Source organism: Enterobacter sp. SST3 (assembly GCF_000286655.1).
GTDB classification, from domain to species: domain Bacteria; phylum Pseudomonadota; class Gammaproteobacteria; order Enterobacterales; family Enterobacteriaceae; genus Enterobacter; species Enterobacter roggenkampii.
Window position 1 is genome coordinate 153515 of record NZ_ALNS01000014.1, and the last position, 16018, is coordinate 169532.

General features: G+C 55.5%; 15 protein-coding genes and 5 tRNA genes. 11 read left to right on the plus strand and 9 right to left on the minus strand.

All coding sequences use genetic code 11. The features are described from left to right. Window positions 1–104 precede the first annotated feature (104 nt). From tolB to pnuC, 10 genes are all read left to right on the plus strand, one after another. Window positions 105–1397, plus strand: coding sequence for a Tol-Pal system beta propeller repeat protein TolB (gene tolB, locus B498_RS12385; RefSeq protein WP_008501103.1), 1293 nt, complete (start codon window positions 105–107; stop codon window positions 1395–1397). A gap of 35 nt (window positions 1398–1432) precedes the next feature. Continuing rightward, entirely contained in the window at window positions 1433–1954 is a 522-nt protein-coding gene (pal, locus tag B498_RS12380; RefSeq protein ID WP_003858578.1) for a peptidoglycan-associated lipoprotein Pal, read from the plus strand. A 9-nt stretch (window positions 1955–1963) separates the two neighbouring features. Next, a complete protein-coding gene (cpoB, locus tag B498_RS12375; RefSeq protein WP_008501104.1) occupies window positions 1964–2761 on the plus strand; it encodes a cell division protein CpoB in 798 nt (265 codons plus the stop codon). Window positions 2762–2922: 161 nt separating this feature from the next. Further along, window positions 2923–2998, plus strand: a tRNA-Lys gene (locus B498_RS12370). Between the two features lie 27 nt (window positions 2999–3025). Then, a tRNA-Val gene (locus tag B498_RS12365) sits at window positions 3026–3101 on the plus strand. Between the two features lie 3 nt (window positions 3102–3104). Continuing rightward, window positions 3105–3180 (plus strand) — tRNA-Lys (locus B498_RS12360). A gap of 46 nt (window positions 3181–3226) precedes the next feature. After that, window positions 3227–3302: transfer RNA gene (locus B498_RS12355), tRNA-Lys, on the plus strand. A gap of 24 nt (window positions 3303–3326) precedes the next feature. After that, window positions 3327–3402, plus strand: a tRNA-Lys gene (locus tag B498_RS12350). 191 nt (window positions 3403–3593) lie between these two features. Beyond that, complete coding sequence (gene nadA, locus B498_RS12345) at window positions 3594–4637, plus strand: quinolinate synthase NadA (protein WP_008501105.1); 1044 nt, start codon at window positions 3594–3596, stop codon at window positions 4635–4637. Window positions 4638–4659: 22 nt separating this feature from the next. After that, window positions 4660–5379 carry a nicotinamide riboside transporter PnuC gene (pnuC, locus tag B498_RS12340; RefSeq protein WP_008501106.1) on the plus strand — a complete coding sequence of 240 codons (720 nt, stop codon included), beginning with the start codon at window positions 4660–4662 and terminating at the stop codon, window positions 5377–5379. On the opposite strand, the gene zitB is transcribed toward pnuC, so the two are convergent. Next, window positions 5376–6308 carry a CDF family zinc transporter ZitB gene (gene zitB, locus B498_RS12335; RefSeq protein WP_008501107.1) on the minus strand — a complete coding sequence of 311 codons (933 nt, stop codon included), beginning with the start codon at window positions 6306–6308 and terminating at the stop codon, window positions 5376–5378. The genes pnuC and zitB overlap by 4 nt on opposite strands. 106 nt (window positions 6309–6414) lie before the next feature. Beyond that, entirely contained in the window at window positions 6415–6792 is a 378-nt protein-coding gene (locus tag B498_RS12330; protein WP_008501109.1) for a YbgS-like family protein, read from the minus strand. 304 nt (window positions 6793–7096) lie between these two features. Between B498_RS12330 and aroG the strand changes: the two genes are divergently transcribed. Beyond that, entirely contained in the window at window positions 7097–8149 is a 1053-nt protein-coding gene (aroG, locus tag B498_RS12325) for a 3-deoxy-7-phosphoheptulonate synthase AroG (RefSeq protein ID WP_008501110.1), read from the plus strand. A gap of 61 nt (window positions 8150–8210) precedes the next feature. Here aroG and gpmA read toward each other — a convergent pair whose 3' ends face one another. The 7 genes from gpmA to modE form a co-directional block, all read right to left on the minus strand. After that, the gene (gene gpmA, locus B498_RS12320; RefSeq protein WP_008501111.1) at window positions 8211–8963 is read right to left on the minus strand and encodes a 2,3-diphosphoglycerate-dependent phosphoglycerate mutase; all 753 of its coding nucleotides are present in this window, start codon (window positions 8961–8963) and stop codon (window positions 8211–8213) included. Between the two features lie 206 nt (window positions 8964–9169). Beyond that, window positions 9170–10210, minus strand: coding sequence for a galactose-1-epimerase (galM, locus tag B498_RS12315; RefSeq protein WP_008501112.1), 1041 nt, complete (start codon window positions 10208–10210; stop codon window positions 9170–9172). Further along, entirely contained in the window at window positions 10204–11352 is a 1149-nt protein-coding gene (gene galK, locus B498_RS12310; RefSeq protein WP_008501113.1) for a galactokinase, read from the minus strand. Before galK ends, galM begins: the two co-directional genes overlap by 7 nt. Window positions 11353–11354: 2 nt before the next feature. Then, window positions 11355–12401: a galactose-1-phosphate uridylyltransferase gene (gene galT / locus B498_RS12305; protein ID WP_008501114.1), complete on the minus strand. Its 1047-nt coding sequence runs from the start codon at window positions 12399–12401 to the stop codon at window positions 11355–11357. A 9-nt stretch (window positions 12402–12410) separates the two neighbouring features. Next, on the minus strand, window positions 12411–13427 hold the full coding sequence (gene galE / locus B498_RS12300; RefSeq protein ID WP_008501115.1) for a UDP-glucose 4-epimerase GalE: 1017 nt from the start codon (window positions 13425–13427) through the stop codon (window positions 12411–12413). Window positions 13428–13628: 201 nt separating this feature from the next. Next, window positions 13629–15101, minus strand: a complete 1473-nt coding sequence (gene modF / locus B498_RS12295) for a molybdate ABC transporter ATP-binding protein ModF (protein WP_008501116.1) — start codon at window positions 15099–15101, stop codon at window positions 13629–13631. 67 nt (window positions 15102–15168) lie between these two features. Beyond that, window positions 15169–15957 (minus strand): molybdenum-dependent transcriptional regulator, encoded by a 789-nt coding sequence (gene modE, locus B498_RS12290; RefSeq protein WP_008501117.1) that lies wholly within the window; start codon window positions 15955–15957, stop codon window positions 15169–15171. Window positions 15958–16018 lie beyond the last annotated feature (61 nt).

Here is a 16018-nt window from a genome sequence, read left to right on the forward strand (position 1 = left end):
ATAGACCAGGTTTAGTCACAGGGTTCGGGTAGTTTTGTCTATTTGAGTTTGTTAACATTCTGCTAAATTATCGTGGGTAAGGTTACCCGGATAAGGGAGATATGATGAAGCAGGCATTACGTGTAGCATTTAGTTTTTTAATGCTGTGGGCAGCAGTACTGCACGCAGAAGTACGTATCGAGATCACCCAGGGGGTGGACTCGGCTCGCCCAATCGGTGTTGTTCCGTTCCAGTGGGCCGGTCCTGGCGCTGCACCTGAAGATGCCGGTGGCATCGTGGCGGCTGACCTGCGTAACAGCGGTAAATTCAACCCGTTAGATCGTTCTCGCCTGCCACAGCAGCCGGGTAGCGCGCAGGAAGTTCAGCCTGCAGCATGGTCTGCACTGGGTATTGATGCCGTGGTTGTGGGTCAGGTTACCCCTAATCCGGACGGTTCTTACAACGTGGCCTGGCAGCTGGTGGATACCGGCGGTGCACCAGGTACCGTTCTGGCCCAGAACTCTTACAAGGTCACTAAGCAGTACCTGCGCTACGCGGCACACGCTGCCAGCGATGCGGTATTTGAAAAACTGACCGGCATTAAAGGTGCGTTCCGTACCCGTATCGCGTACGTGGTGCAGACCAACGGCGGTCAGTTCCCGTATGAGCTGCGCGTATCTGATTACGATGGCTACAACCAGTTCCTGGTGAAACGCTCTTCGCAGCCACTGATGTCTCCAGCCTGGTCTCCGGACGGTTCTAAGCTGGCGTATGTCACCTTCGAAAGCGGCCGTTCTGCGCTGGTTATCCAGACGCTGGCAAACGGTGCGGTTCGTCAGGTGGCGTCTTTCCCACGTCACAACGGTGCGCCTTCGTTCTCTCCAGACGGCTCTAAACTGGCCTTTGCGTTGTCTAAAACCGGTAGCCTGAACCTGTACGTGATGGACATTGGCTCTGGCCAGATCCGTCAGGTGACCGACGGTCGCAGCAACAACACCGAACCTTCATGGTTCCCGGACAGTCAAAACCTGGCGTTTACCTCTGACCAGGCCGGCCGTCCACAAATTTATAAAGTCAACATCAACGGCGGTGCTCCGCAGCGTATTACCTGGGAAGGTTCTCAGAACCAGAACTCAGACGTGAGCAGCGACGGTAAATTTATGGTAATGGTCAGCTCCAACGGCGGGCAGCAGCACATTGCCAAACAAGATCTGGTAGCGGGTGGCGTGCAAGTTCTGTCGTCAACGTTCCTGGATGAAACGCCAAGTCTGGCACCTAACGGCACTATGGTAATCTACAGCTCTTCTCAGGGGATGGGATCTGTGCTGAATCTGGTTTCTACAGATGGGCGTTTCAAAGCGCGTATTCCGGCAACTGATGGACAGGTAAAATCACCTGCCTGGTCGCCGTATCTGTAAATAATAATTAATTGATTACTAAAGGAATCATAGAAATGCAACTGAACAAAGTGCTGAAGGGGCTGATGATCGCTCTGCCTGTAATGGCAATCGCAGCGTGTTCTTCTAACAAGAACGCCAGCAATGACCAGAGCGGCGAAGGCATGATGGGTGCCGGCACCGGTATGGACGCGAACGGCAATGGCAACATGTCTTCTGAAGAGCAGGCGCGTCTTCAGATGCAGCAGCTGCAGCAGAACAACATCGTTTACTTCGATCTGGATAAATACGACATCCGTTCTGACTTCGCTGCGATGCTGGATGCGCACGCTAACTTCCTGCGTAGCAACCCATCTTACAAAGTCACCGTAGAAGGTCACGCGGACGAACGTGGTACCCCAGAGTACAACATCTCCCTGGGTGAACGTCGTGCTAACGCTGTTAAAATGTACCTGCAGGGTAAAGGCGTTTCTGCTGACCAGATCTCCATCGTTTCTTACGGTAAAGAAAAACCTGCAGTACTGGGTCACGACGAAGCGGCTTACTCCAAAAACCGTCGTGCCGTACTGGTTTACTAAGAGAATTGCATGAGCAGTAACTTCAGACATCATCTGTTGAGTCTGTCGTTACTGGTTGGAATAGCGGCCCCCTGGGCCGCTTTTGCTCAGGCACCAATCAGTAGTGTCGGCTCAGGCTCGGTAGAAGACCGGGTCACTCAACTCGAGCGTATTTCTAACGCTCACAGCCAGCTTTTAACCCAACTCCAGCAACAACTTTCCGATAACCAGAATGATATTGACTCTCTCCGCGGTCAGATTCAGGAAAGCCAGTATCAGCTTAATCAGGTTGTTGAACGTCAGAAGCAAATCTTGTTGCAGATAGATAGCCTGAGCAGCGGTGGTGGTGCAGCAGCGCAGCCTGCCGCAGGCGATCAGAGCGGTGCGGCGACGTCTACGCCAGCGCCATCTGCTGATACGTCAGCCTCAACAGGCGCGCCTGTACAGAGCGGTGACGCGAATACGGATTACAATGCGGCCATTGCCCTGGTGCAGGATCAATCTCGTCAGGATGACGCGATTGCTGCGTTTCAGAGCTTTGTTAAGAAATACCCTGATTCCACTTATCAGCCAAATGCCAATTACTGGCTCGGTCAGTTGAATTACAACAAGGGTAAAAAGGACGATGCGGCGTTTTATTTTGCCTCAGTGGTGAAAAATTACCCAAAATCGCCGAAAGCGCCAGATGCGATGTATAAGGTTGGCGTGATCATGCAGGACAAAGGCGACGCGGCGAAAGCCAAAGCGGTTTATCAGCAGGTGGTCGCAAAATTCCCGGGTACCGAAGGTGCTAAGCAGGCGCAAAAACGTCTGAATTCGATGGGATGATTATCGCATGACCAGAAATCGCGTTATTTCTGGTCGTGCAGCATGATTACTAAGCAGTTAAGTGATCTTCATCGAAATTTTTGTTGCGCAGAATTCTTAAATCAGTAATATATGCCGCCGTTGCCACGGGATATCAAACAACGTGAAAGCAGCATAAAAGTGGGTCGTTAGCTCAGTTGGTAGAGCAGTTGACTTTTAATCAATTGGTCGCAGGTTCGAATCCTGCACGACCCACCACTTAACGCAGTTCCGGCAGTACAGAGTGGGTGATTAGCTCAGTTGGTAGAGCATCTCCTTTACACGGAGGGGGTCGGCGGTTCGAGCCCGTCATCACCCACCACTCGGGTCGTTAGCTCAGTTGGTAGAGCAGTTGACTTTTAATCAATTGGTCGCAGGTTCGAATCCTGCACGACCCACCACTTTAAAGTGGTACCGAGTAAAAATCTTCGAAGTCAGCACCCGAATGGGTCGTTAGCTCAGTTGGTAGAGCAGTTGACTTTTAATCAATTGGTCGCAGGTTCGAATCCTGCACGACCCACCACTTCGAAGAAAAAAATCCCGCAAGGGGTCGTTAGCTCAGTTGGTAGAGCAGTTGACTTTTAATCAATTGGTCGCAGGTTCGAATCCTGCACGACCCACCAGTGTAGAAAGGCGCCCTAAAGGCGCCTTTTTGCTATCTGCGGTACAACAAATGCTCCGCCCATCTATTCCCGGTGACTTTTCACGCCAGATTCGCTATCTTGTTTAGTATACAAAACACAATTGCCACGCGTTTTGCTATGTCAGGCAAATGAAAGGCAATATTGTTAAGCCCGTAAAACGAGAAGCCATAATGAGTGTGATGTTTGATCCTGAAGCCGCAATCTATCCGTTTCCGCCTAAGCCTGTCCCACTGAGCCAGGACGAAAAGCAGTTCTACCGCGAGAAGATTAAACGTCTTCTTAAAGAGCGCGACGCGGTGATGGTGGCCCATTACTACACCGACCCGGAAATTCAGCAGCTGGCGGAAGAGACCGGCGGCTGCATTTCTGACTCACTGGAGATGGCGCGCTTCGGTGCACGACATCCCGCTTCCACGCTGCTGGTGGCCGGCGTGCGTTTTATGGGCGAAACGGCAAAGATCCTGAGCCCGGAAAAAACCATTCTGATGCCCACGCTTAACGCGGAGTGTTCCCTGGATCTCGGCTGTCCGATTGACGAATTCACGGCCTTCTGTGATGCCCACCCTGACCGGACCGTGGTGGTTTACGCGAACACGTCGGCAGCAGTGAAAGCGCGGGCAGACTGGGTGGTCACGTCAAGCATCGCCGTTGAGCTGATTGAACATCTGGATAGTCTGGGGGAGAAAATTATCTGGGCGCCTGATCGCCATCTCGGCAATTATGTTCAGAAGCAGACGGGGGCTGACGTACTCTGCTGGCAGGGCGCCTGTATCGTTCATGATGAGTTCAAGACGCAGGCGCTGGCGCGCATGAAGGCGCTTTATCCTGACGCCGCCATTCTTGTGCACCCTGAATCTCCGCAGTCGATTGTCGACATGGCGGATGCCGTGGGTTCAACCAGCCAGCTTATTAACGCGGCCAGAACGTTGCCTCACAAGCAGCTCATCGTGGCGACCGATCGCGGTATCTTCTACAAGATGCAGCAGGCCGTGCCGGAGAAAGAGCTTCTCGAAGCGCCTACGGCAGGCGAGGGAGCAACGTGCCGCAGCTGTGCGCATTGCCCGTGGATGGCGATGAACGGCCTGAAAGCGATTGCCGAAGGGTTAGAAACCGGTGGTGCGGCGCATGAAATCCACGTGGATGCTGCCCTGCGTGAAGGCGCGTTAATTCCGCTTAACCGCATGCTGGATTTTGCGGCTACACTACGTACTTAATTCACTACGCCCCGGGGAAAAGATGGATTTTTTTAGCACACAGAACATTCTGGTTCATATACCGATTGGTGCAGGTGGCTATGACCTGTCATGGATTGAGGCCGTTGGTACGCTGGCGGGATTATTGTGTATCTGGCTGGCAAGCCTTGAGAAGATCAGCAACTATGCGTTCGGGCTGATTAACGTCACGCTGTTTGCGATTATCTTCTTCCAGATCCAGCTGTACGCCAGCCTGCTTTTGCAGCTGTTCTTCTTCGCCGCCAATATTTACGGCTGGTATGCGTGGTCGCGTCAGAACAGCCAGCAGGAAGCAGAGCTGCAGATTCGCTGGCTGCCCTTGCCGAAAGCCATCGCCTGGTTTGTCGCCTGCGTGGTCGCCATTGGCTTAATGACCGTCTACATCAATCCGGTGTTTGCGTTCCTGACCCGCATTGCCGTTTCGGTCATGTCCGGCATCGGCCTGAACGTGACGATGCCAGAACTCCAGCCGGATGCTTTCCCGTTCTGGGATTCCTGCATGATGGTGCTGTCGATTGCGGCGATGATTCTGATGACCCGTAAATACGTTGAGAACTGGCTGCTGTGGGTCATCATCAACGTTATCAGCGTGGCGATCTTCGCCCTGCAGGGCGTCTATGCCATGTCGCTGGAATATCTGTTGCTGACCTTCATCGCGCTGAACGGTAGCCGGATGTGGATTAACAGCGCGCGTGAGCGAGGCTCTCGCGCGCTTTCCAGCTAGTGGTCATGATGATGTGAATGACCGGACTGCGCCTCGTTAAGGTGGCAGTCCGGTCCGCTACAGGGCTGATACTCCATCTGAACGGTGGCATGGCTAATGTCGTAGTGATGTTCCAGGAAGTGCTGGATGCGATCGAGCAGCGCATCGTGGTCGTGAGGCGGGATCACCTGGACATGAAGCGTCATGACCGGTTTCTCCCCCACCAGCCAGACGTGCACGTGGTGGACATTGCGGACTTCCGGAACAGTACGGCGCAGGTTGCGCTTCAGCTCGTCGATGTCCATGGATGCCGGAGCCCCTTCAAGCAGTTCATTCACGCTCTCCTTCAGCAGCCGCCAGGCGCTGCGCAAGACCAGACACGACACCAGCACGGACAAAATCGGATCGACAGGCGTCCAGCCGGTATAGAGGATCACCAGCGCGGCGACAATTGCCCCGACTGAACCGAGCAGATCCCCCAGCACATGCAGAGCCGCCGCGCGCACGTTGAGGTTCTTTTCCTCGCTGCCGCGGTGCAAAATCCAGAAGGCCAGGATATTCGCCACCAGCCCTGCCACGGCAATCACCATCATTGTCGCCCCGGCAATCGGCTGAGGATGTCTGAAGCGCTGAATGGCCTCCCAGACGATAAGAATGGTAATGACCACCAGGGCAATCGCGTTAACAAAGGCGGCAAGGGTCGTCAGCCTCAGCCAGCCGAAGGTATGGCGTGTATTGGGGGGACGACGGGCAAACTGTACGGCCAGAAGGGCGAAAAGTAGCGCCGCTGCATCGGTAAGCATATGCCCGGCGTCAGCCAGTAGCGCCAGAGAGCCGGAGACCAGACCGCCGATGACCTCAATAATCATGAAGGTTGCGGTGACGCCGAAGGCCAGCAGCAATCGTTTAGCGTTGTCGTCGCCGGCGGCGTGGGAATGTGTGTGTGCCATGTTATCTTTCCTGATTCGTTATCGTTTTTAGTGTAGCGTTTTTAATAGGTTACTCAAAAAGAAAGGAGAGCCTTATCTCTCCTTTTATCATTAATTTCACAGCCGGTTACTGAGTCGTACCATCTGTTTTGGTATTGGCATCATCCCCCACTTTGTCATTCGGGTCGGGACATTTGCCATCTTTACACATGGAGTTCTTATGAACTTCATCTTTGCTCATGCTGTCATGATTCATGGTGCCGGAGTCGGTACCGTTGGGGTGCAGCATGGTGCCGCCGGTGTTGGTGTTTCCATTATTGATCTGACTATTATCGACATTGTTCGGGGCGACGTTCTGTTTGGCATCAGGGGCGACCTGGCCTGCTGACGCAGCCGCGTTTGCATCACCGTTACCCGATGAGCCCGTTTCGGCCGCAAGAACGCTACCGCTGGCCAGGGTGAGGGTGGCGGTCAGGAAGAGGGTTGCCAGTTTTGTCATTTTCATCATGGTGCTCCTGTTCTTGTCGTTACGCTGGATAACTTTTTCCAACAGTGCATCTTTTTCAGAGGCGAAAGATTCCGCCATACGGACTTACGTCAGTCGGGAATCGCGTTTAAGCGTTTAAAAATGGTTGTTACAGTTAAAAAGCTTAGGTTAGATCTCGTTTTTCGCTATTTTGTGGCGATTTTTAGGCGAATTCCAGGAATTATCTGCGTGAAGTGTAAAACCGTGTTTACACTTCCTGAGCGACAAGATAGATTGAAAGGATTGCTTTCATTACTAAAGATATGGCAGAGCTGGAACGAAGATGAATTATCAGAACGACGATTTACGTATTAAAGAGATCAATGAGTTATTACCTCCTGTAGCACTCCTTGAGAAATTCCCCGCCACTGAAAATGCCGCAAACACGGTTTCTCATGCTCGTAAAGCGATCCATAAGATCCTGAAAGGTAATGACGATCGTCTTCTGGTGGTGATTGGCCCATGCTCTATCCACGATCCTGCTGCCGCGAAAGAATACGCAGCCCGTCTGCTCACCCTGCGTGAAGAGCTGAAGGATGAGCTGGAAATCGTGATGCGCGTCTATTTTGAAAAACCGCGCACTACCGTTGGCTGGAAAGGGCTGATTAACGATCCGCACATGGATAACAGCTTCCAGATCAACGACGGTCTGCGCATTGCGCGCAAGCTGCTGCTGGAGATTAACGACAGCGGGCTGCCTGCGGCCGGTGAGTTCCTGGATATGATTACGCCCCAGTATCTGGCAGACCTGATGAGCTGGGGGGCAATTGGTGCCCGCACTACTGAATCTCAGGTTCACCGCGAGCTGGCGTCCGGTCTCTCTTGTCCGGTTGGCTTCAAAAACGGCACTGACGGCACCATTAAGGTGGCTATCGACGCCATCAACGCAGCGGGCGCACCGCACTGCTTCCTGTCCGTGACCAAATGGGGCCACTCGGCCATCGTTAACACCAGCGGTAACGGTGACTGCCATATCATTCTGCGCGGCGGCAAAGAGCCGAACTACAGCGCAAAGCATGTGGCCGAAGTCAAAGTCGGGCTGGAAAAAGCCGGGCTGCCACCGCAGGTGATGATCGATTTCAGCCACGCCAACTCAAGCAAGCAGTTTAAAAAGCAGATGGAAGTGGGCGCAGACGTCTGTCAGCAGATTGCCGGCGGTGAGAAGGCGGTAATTGGGGTGATGATCGAAAGCCATCTGGTTGAAGGTAACCAGAACCTGGAAGGCAGCGAGCCGCTGGTGTACGGCAAGAGCGTGACCGATGCCTGCATCGGCTGGGATGACACCGACGCCATCCTGCGCCAGCTGGCGAATGCGGTGAAAGCGCGTCGCGGTTAATTCTGACGGCTCAAATAAAAAAGCGCGGACGGTTCCGCGCTTTTTTTATGGTCAGCGAAAATTACTTCGCTTTACCCTGGTTCGCAACGGCCGCCGCTTTCGCTGCGATTTCGTCCGCGTTACCCAGGTAGTAGTGTTTGATTGGCTTGAAGTTTTCGTCGAACTCATACACCAGCGGTACGCCAGTTGGGATGTTCAGTTCGAGAATTTCGTCTTCACCCATGTTGTCCAGGTATTTCACCAGCGCACGCAGGGAGTTACCGTGAGCGGCGATAATCACGCGCTCGCCGCTTTTCAGACGTGGCAGAATGGTTTCGTTCCAGTAAGGCACAACGCGGTCGATGGTCAGCGCCAGGCTCTCGGTGGTTGGCAGCTCAGCGTCGGTCAGTTTCGCGTAACGCGGGTCGTGGCCCGGGTAGCGCTCGTCATCTTTGGTCAGCTCTGGTGGGGTGACCGCGAAGCCGCGACGCCACTGTTTAACCTGCTCGTCACCGTATTTCTCAGCGGTTTCCGCTTTGTTCAGGCCCTGCAGCGCACCGTAGTGACGCTCGTTCAGTTTCCAGGATTTCTCAACCGGCAGCCAGGCCTGGTCCAGTTCGTCCAGCACGTTCCACAGGGTATGGATGGCACGTTTCAGCACAGAGGTGTAAGCAAAATCAAAGCTGAAGCCTTCTTCCTTCAGCAGTTTACCTGCTGCTTTTGCTTCGCTTACGCCTTTCTCGGACAGATCAACGTCGTACCAACCGGTAAAGCGGTTTTCGTTGTTCCACTGGCTTTCGCCGTGACGCACCAGAACCAGCTTAGTAATAGCCATCTCTTACTCCTCAAGCATTTTTAGAATGATAACAATTCTCATTATATTGCCGTGGCCGTGCCAGCAGCAACGCTTAACCCTAACCATAGCGAAAATAGTCTCTGAGTGTAAGATGCTTGTGAATCCAGGGTTATGATTTTGTCTGCGATCGGCGCTATTTTCAGCAAGGCGCACAGAAAAAAGCCCTCCAGAAGGAGGGCTGAATATTAATGTGGAATAAAATGATATTCCGTCACGCTAACGTACTCTTCACCCGGGCGCAGCACGCAGTCCGGCTGCGGCCATTCCGGATGATTCGGGCTGTCCGGCAGGAACTCGCTCTCCAGCGCCAGGCCTTGCCAGTCGCTGTACTCTTCGTGTTCGCGCGCCGTCGTGCCGCCGAGATAGTTACCTGAGTAGAACTGCAGGGCAGGAGCGGTGGTATAAACCGTCATCTGCAGCTTCTCATCGGTGGACCAGACCTGTGCGGCAGGTTGTTTCACATAGCCTTTAGCCTGCAGCAGGAACGCGTGGTCGTAGCCTTTCACCTTGCGCTGGTCGTCATCGCTCAGGAAATCCTGGGCGATGGATTTCGCGCTGCGGAAGTCAAAGCTGGTGCCGCTCACGTCTTTGAGGCCCTGGTACGGAATGCCCATCTCATCAACCGGCAGATACGCATCCGCCAGGATCTGAAGCTTGTGGTTCCGCACGTCGCACTGGTTACCGTCCAGATTAAAGTACGCGTGATTGGTCAGGTTGACCGGACACGGCTTGTCGACCGTCGCACGGTATTCAATGGCGATACGGTTGTCGTCGGTCAATGTAAAGCGCGCGGAGGCGATAAGGTTACCCGGGAAGCCCTGATCGCCGTCCTGCGAATCCAGCGAGAACAGCACTTCGCCGTCGTTTTGACGAACAATCTTCCAGCGGCGTTTATCAAACCCGTCCGGGCCGCCGTGCAGCTGGTTCTCACCCTGGCTTGGCAGCAGGGTGTACTGCACGCCGTCGAGTTCAAAACGGCTCTTCGCGATGCGGTTCGCATAGCGCCCTACGGATGCGCCCAGATAGGCAGACTGATTAACATACTGCTCGGGTGAGGCGCAGCCGAGCAGGGTTTCGCGCACGCTGCCGTCCGGCATCGGTACGCGTGCTGAAAGAAGGGTTGCACCCCAGTCCATTAGCGTAACCACCATCCCCGCGCGATTGCGCAGGGTTAACAGGCGATACGGCAGACCATCCGGTGCGAGGGTAGGTGTTTCGTTTAGCACTGTCCGGCTCCTTGTGATGCTTTGCAAACATAGAAGGTTTCTTTGATACCTGTTTTTGCTTCGTACTGCTTCGCCACGGCGTCCTGTACAGCAGGGACCAAATCCTCAGGCACCAGCGCAACGATGCAGCCGCCAAAACCACCGCCCGTCATGCGCACGCCGCCTTTGTCGCCAATGACCGCTTTGACGATCTCCACCAGGGTGTCGATCTGCGGCACGGTGATTTCAAAATCATCGCGCATGGAGGCGTGAGATTCCGCCATCAGTTCACCCATGCGTTTCAGGTCACCTTTCGCCAGCGCGGACGCGGCTTCAACGGTACGGGCATTTTCCGTCAGCACGTGACGAACGCGTTTGGCGACGATCGGATCCAGCTCGTGCGCCACTTTGTTAAATTCATTGAGCGTGACGTCGCGCAGGGCGGGCTGCTGGAAGAAGCGGGCGCCGGTTTCGCACTGCTCGCGGCGGGTGTTGTACTCGCTGCCCACCAGCGTGCGCTTAAAGTTGCTGTTGACGATCACGACAGCCGCGCCTTTTGGCAGGGGAACGGCTTTGGTGCCCAGCGAGCGGCAGTCGATCAGCAGCGCGTGCTCTTTTTTGCCCAGCGCGGAGATCAGCTGGTCCATGATGCCGCAGTTGCAGCCCACGAACTGGTTTTCCGCTTCCTGGCCGTTCAGGGCGATTTGCGCGCCATCCAGCGACAAATGATAGAGCTGCTGGAACACGGTGCCCACGGCGACCTCCAGAGACGCAGAGGAGCTTAAGCCCGCCCCCTGCGGCACGTTGCCGCTGATGACCAAATCGGCGCCGCCGAAGTTTTTATTACGCTTCTGCAGATGCTTCACCACGCCGCGCACGTAGTTAGACCACTGCTGGCTGTCGTGCGTCACAATCGGGGCATCGAGGGAAAACGCGTCCGTTTCATTACCGTAATCCGCCGCAATCACGCGAACCTGGCGATCGTCGCGCTTCGCGCAGCTGATGACCGTCTGGTAATCGATAGCGCACGGCAGCACAAAGCCGTCGTTGTAGTCGGTGTGTTCACCAATCAGGTTGACGCGGCCAGGTGCCTGAATTACGTGGGTGGCAGGGTAGCCAAATTTCTCAGCAAACAGGGATTGTGTTTTATCTTTCAGACTCATTTTTAGACTCCTGATTCGCGATAGTGGACGTCGCTAACGGCACGCAGACGTTCAGCCGCCTGTTCCGCCGTCAGATCACGCTGGGTTTCTGCCAGCATTTCGTAGCCCACCATAAATTTACGCACCGTCGCAGAGCGCAGCAGCGGCGGATAGAAATGGGCGTGCAGCTGCCAGTGCTGATTCTCTTCCCCGTTAAACGGTGCGCCGTGCCAGCCCATGGAGTACGGGAAGGAGCACTGGAACAGGTTGTCGTAACGGCTGGTCAGCTTTTTCAGCGCCAGGGCAAGGTCGTCGCGCTGCGCGTCGCTGAGTTCGGTGATGCGCTGCACGTGCGCTTTCGGCAGCAGCAGCGTCTCAAACGGCCAGGCGGCCCAGTAAGGCACGACGGCCAGCCAGTGTTCGGTCTCCACCACGGTACGGCTGCCGTCGGCCAGCTCACGCTGCGCGTAATCCACCAGCATCGGCGAGCCGTTTTCCGCGTAATACGCTTTTTGCAGGCGGTCTTCACGCTCAGCTTCGTTAGGCAGGAAGCTGTTCGCCCAGACCTGGCCGTGCGGGTGCGGGTTAGAGCAGCCCATGGCCGCACCTTTATTTTCAAACACCTGCACCCATGGGTAAGTTTGACCCAGCTCGGCGGTTTGCGCCTGCCAGGTGCTGACCACCTCTTTCAGTGCCTCAACGCTCAGCTCCGGCAGCGTTTTGCTGTGATCGGGGGAGAAGCAGATCACGCGGCTGGTACCGCGCGCGCTTTCACAGCGCATCAGCGGATCGTGGCTTTCCGGCGCGTCCGGCGTGTCGGTCATCAGGGCGGCAAAATCGTTGGTAAACACGAAGGTGCCTTTGTAGTCCGGGTTTTTATCCCCGGTGACGCGCGTGTTGCCCGGACAGAGGAAGCAGTCCGGGTCGTGCTGCGGCAGCGTCTGTTTTGCAGGCGTCTCCTGCGCCCCCTGCCAGGGGCGCTTGGCGCGATGCGGAGAAACTAAAATCCATTGCCCGCTTAACGGGTTAAAACGACGATGCGGATGATCGACGGGATTAAATTGCGTCATGACGGATCCTTAGTCCGGATAGCCTTGCGGGTGGCGTGACTGCCAGTGCCAGGTATCCTGTGCCATTTCATCAAGCGTGCGCGTAACACGCCAGTTAAGCTCTTTGTCGGCTTTGGTGGCGTCGGCCCAGTAAGCAGGCAGATCGCCCTCACGACGCGGTGCGAAGTGGTAGTTCACCGGCTTGCCGCAGGCTTTGCTGAAGGCGTTAACCACGTCCAGCACGCTGCTGCCGACGCCGGCGCCGAGGTTGTAAATATGCACGCCCGGTTTATCCGCCAGTTGCTGCATGGCCGCAACGTGGCCGTCGGCCAGATCCATCACGTGGATATAGTCGCGCACGCCGGTGCCGTCTTCGGTCGGGTAGTCATTGCCAAAAATCGCCAGCGACTCGCGGCGGCCTACGGCAACCTGGGCGATATACGGCATCAGGTTGTTCGGAATGCCCTGCGGATCTTCCCCCATATCGCCAGACGGATGCGCACCGACCGGGTTGAAGTAGCGCAGCAGCGCGATGCTCCACTCCGGCTGGGCTTTTTGCAGGTCGGTCAGGATCTGCTCCACCATCAGCTTGCTTTTGCCGTACGGGCTTTGCGGCGTCCCGGTCGGGAAGCTTTCAACGTAAGGGATTTTAGGCTGATCGCCGTAGACGGTGGCGGAAGAGCTAAAGATGAAGTTTTTGACGTTGGCCGCACGCATGGCGGAGATGAGACGCAGGGTGCCGTTGACGTTGTTGTCATAATACTCAAGCGGCTTAGCAACGGATTCACCGACCGCTTTCAGACCCGCGAAGTGGATCACCGCTTCAATGGCGTGGTCGTGAAGGATCTCGGTCATCAGCGCTTCGTTACGGATGTCGCCTTCCACGAACGTCGGGTGTTTACCGCCAAGACGTTCAATCACAGGCAGCACGCTGCGCTTACTGTTGCACAGGTTGTCGAGAATGATGACGTCATGGCCGTTTTGCAGCAGCTGCACGCAGGTATGACTACCGATGTAACCGCTACCACCTGTTACCAGAACTCGCATATTTCGCTCCATTGGGCTTATGGTATGTAATAACCATAGCATAACAGAGACGCGAAAAGTGTGACATGGGATAAAATAGTGGAATCGTTTACACTGTTTTTAAAATCCGATTTTCAGCTACCGTGAGGCATTGTAGATCAACGGGATAGCAATGTATTAGTGCAGGTTATCTGAAAAACGGAGGGCGGTGCCCTCCGGGGATTAATCGATTTTGCTTTGCCGATAGTAATAGTGCTCACCGTCCGGAACAAACTCCAGGCGGTGGGTGATGCAGGAGGGGGCATCTTCGGCATGATGTGAAACGAACAGCAGCTGCGTTTCACCTTCGCTAATCAGGACATCCACAAAGCGACGGATAAGCTGGCGGTTCAACGGGTCGAGTCCCTGCAGCGGTTCGTCGAGGATCAGCAGCGTAGGGTGTTTCACCAGCGCGCGAACGATCAGCGCCAGACGCTGCTGCCCCCACGAAAGACTATGAAACGGCGCGTCAGCCACCCGGTTGTCCATGCCCAGAATGTCCAGCCACTGCTGGGCCAGCTTGTGCTGTTTGTCCGACACCGCCTGATAAATGCCGATGGAGTCAAAATACCCGGAGAGGATCACGTTACGTACCGTGGTACTGACCCGGTAATCCAGATGCAGGCTGCTGCTGACGTAGCCGATATGTTTTTTGATATCCCAGATGGTTTCGCCGCTGCCGCGACGCCGACCGAACAGCGTGAGGTCGTTGCTGTAGCCCTGCGGATGATCGCCGGTAATCAGGCTCAGCAGCGTGGATTTTCCCGCGCCGTTGGGGCCGACAATCTGCCAGTGCTCACCTGGATTGACCGTCCAGCTGAGGTGATTAAGGATCGGGCGATCGTCATAAGAGACCACCCCATCGCGCAGCACGATGCGCGGCTGGTGGGGATCAAGCGCGTGGCGCGCCGACGGGGCGTCGGGTTCCGGAAGGGTAATACCGTCGAGCTGTTCGCTGTGCGCGAGCTGGGCAATCAGCGCCTGCTTAAGCAGCGCGGTTTTTTCGCCGGTCTCTGTCAGGTTACAGTCGGCCAGGACGCCCGCGTGCTGGATAAAGTCCGGAATTTCATCAAAACGGTTAAGCACCAGCACGAGGGTATATCCCTGCTGATTCAGCGATGCCAGCAGAGACGCCAGCTGCGCCCGGGACTGCACGTCAAGACCGTCGAACGGTTCGTCCAGAATAAGCAGTTCAGGTTCGCTCATCAGCGCCTGACAAAGCAGCGTTTTTCGCGTCTCGCCGGTCGAAAGGTATTTAAAGCGCCGGTTCAGCAGAGGGGTGATACCGAACTGTTCTGCCAGGCGCTGGCAGCGGGCGGGATCCTTCACTTCATCCTGAATAATTTCCGCCGTCGTACGGCCGGTATCCTCTTCGCCAGGGCTGAGCAAATCGGTGTTGTTGCGCTGCCACTCGTCGCTGACCAGCTTTTGCAGTTGTTCAAACGACAGGCGCGTCAGGCGCGTAAAGTCGCTCTGGTATTCGCCCTTGAGGAGGTTGAGCTCTCCGGCCAGCGCGCGGGCCAGCGCGGATTTACCGCTGCCGTTTGTGCCGACAAACGCCCAGCTTTCACCCGCGCGTAGCGTCAAATCAGCAATTGTCAGCGTTCGGGTATCGCTAAGACGAAACGTGCCTTGCGAAATATGCAATGATGACATGGTTTATCCCTGTTTTTGCAGCACCAGATATCAGGGATACGCACTGTCGGTACGATTGTCAATGTGCTCAGCACAAAGTGGCGATAATCACCCGGTCCGCGTTGAAATACGCGGTGACGGCAGCACCTTCTTCTACGTTGTCCGACTCGCTGAGCGGTACGGTCGCGCAAAGCGGCTGCCCATCTGCCAGGGTCATCTGCACTTCGCACTGCGTCTGGCCGCGTTCGATATGGCTGATGGTGCCCTGCAGCTGGTTATCTGCTGTCTTTGCCGCGTCGGGATCGCGTGTAATACTGACCCACGGCGCCTTCAGGAGCACCAGCACCTCTTTCCCTTCATCCAGTTCAAGACGTTCCGCGCTTTGCGCCGTTATGGCGGCCTTCAGACGGGTGGTGCCATCGGCAAGCAGGATCTCAATATGCTGCTGTATCTGCAGATTGTCGCGCGCCGTCACCGTACCAAACCACTGGTTGCGGGCGCTGGTTTGTAGCGAGAAGCGGGAAATGGCGGCCAGCAGACTGTCCAGCGGAACGTTATCGTCATCGCTTAACGCATCGAACGCTTTTTGCTGAATCTGGGCCAGCAGATCGTAAAGCTGAATAAGGCGCTGGCCATAACGCGTCACGATTGCACCGCCGCCGCCTTTGCCGCCCGTGGCTCTGTCCACCAGCGGCTGTTCGCTCAGGGTGTTCATGTCGTTGATGGCGTCCCAGGCACTTTTGTAGCTGATGCCCGCGTTTTTCGCCCCCTGGCTAATCGAGCCCGTTTGTTCTATTTGTTTAAGCAGGGCGATACGTCGCGGATCGGCGAAAAGCTTTTGCTGAAGTCGGAGTGTGAGAAGAATTTCGGCCTGCATAACAGTGTCCTGGCAAAAAGGGTATTGTGACCCAAATGGTGCAGGGCGCAAAGGGTACCGC

Bases quoted from the DNA above. Each gene is read 5' to 3' on its own strand.
- tolB (WP_008501103.1), top strand. From the start codon at position 105: ATGAAGCAGGCATTACGTGTAGCATTTAGTTTTTTAATGCTGTGGGCA.
- pal (WP_003858578.1), top strand. From the start codon at position 1,433: ATGCAACTGAACAAAGTGCTGAAGGGGCTGATGATCGCTCTGCCTGTA.
- cpoB (WP_008501104.1), top strand. From the start codon at position 1,964: ATGAGCAGTAACTTCAGACATCATCTGTTGAGTCTGTCGTTACTGGTT.
- nadA (WP_008501105.1), top strand. From the start codon at position 3,594: ATGAGTGTGATGTTTGATCCTGAAGCCGCAATCTATCCGTTTCCGCCT.
- pnuC (WP_008501106.1), top strand. From the start codon at position 4,660: ATGGATTTTTTTAGCACACAGAACATTCTGGTTCATATACCGATTGGT.
- zitB (WP_008501107.1), bottom strand. From the start codon at position 6,308: ATGGCACACACACATTCCCACGCCGCCGGCGACGACAACGCTAAACGA.
- B498_RS12330 (WP_008501109.1), bottom strand. From the start codon at position 6,792: ATGAAAATGACAAAACTGGCAACCCTCTTCCTGACCGCCACCCTCACC.
- aroG (WP_008501110.1), top strand. From the start codon at position 7,097: ATGAATTATCAGAACGACGATTTACGTATTAAAGAGATCAATGAGTTA.
- gpmA (WP_008501111.1), bottom strand. From the start codon at position 8,963: ATGGCTATTACTAAGCTGGTTCTGGTGCGTCACGGCGAAAGCCAGTGG.
- galK (WP_008501113.1), bottom strand. From the start codon at position 11,352: ATGAGTCTGAAAGATAAAACACAATCCCTGTTTGCTGAGAAATTTGGC.
- galT (WP_008501114.1), bottom strand. From the start codon at position 12,401: ATGACGCAATTTAATCCCGTCGATCATCCGCATCGTCGTTTTAACCCG.
- galE (WP_008501115.1), bottom strand. From the start codon at position 13,427: ATGCGAGTTCTGGTAACAGGTGGTAGCGGTTACATCGGTAGTCATACC.
- modF (WP_008501116.1), bottom strand. From the start codon at position 15,101: ATGTCATCATTGCATATTTCGCAAGGCACGTTTCGTCTTAGCGATACC.
- modE (WP_008501117.1), bottom strand. From the start codon at position 15,957: ATGCAGGCCGAAATTCTTCTCACACTCCGACTTCAGCAAAAGCTTTTC.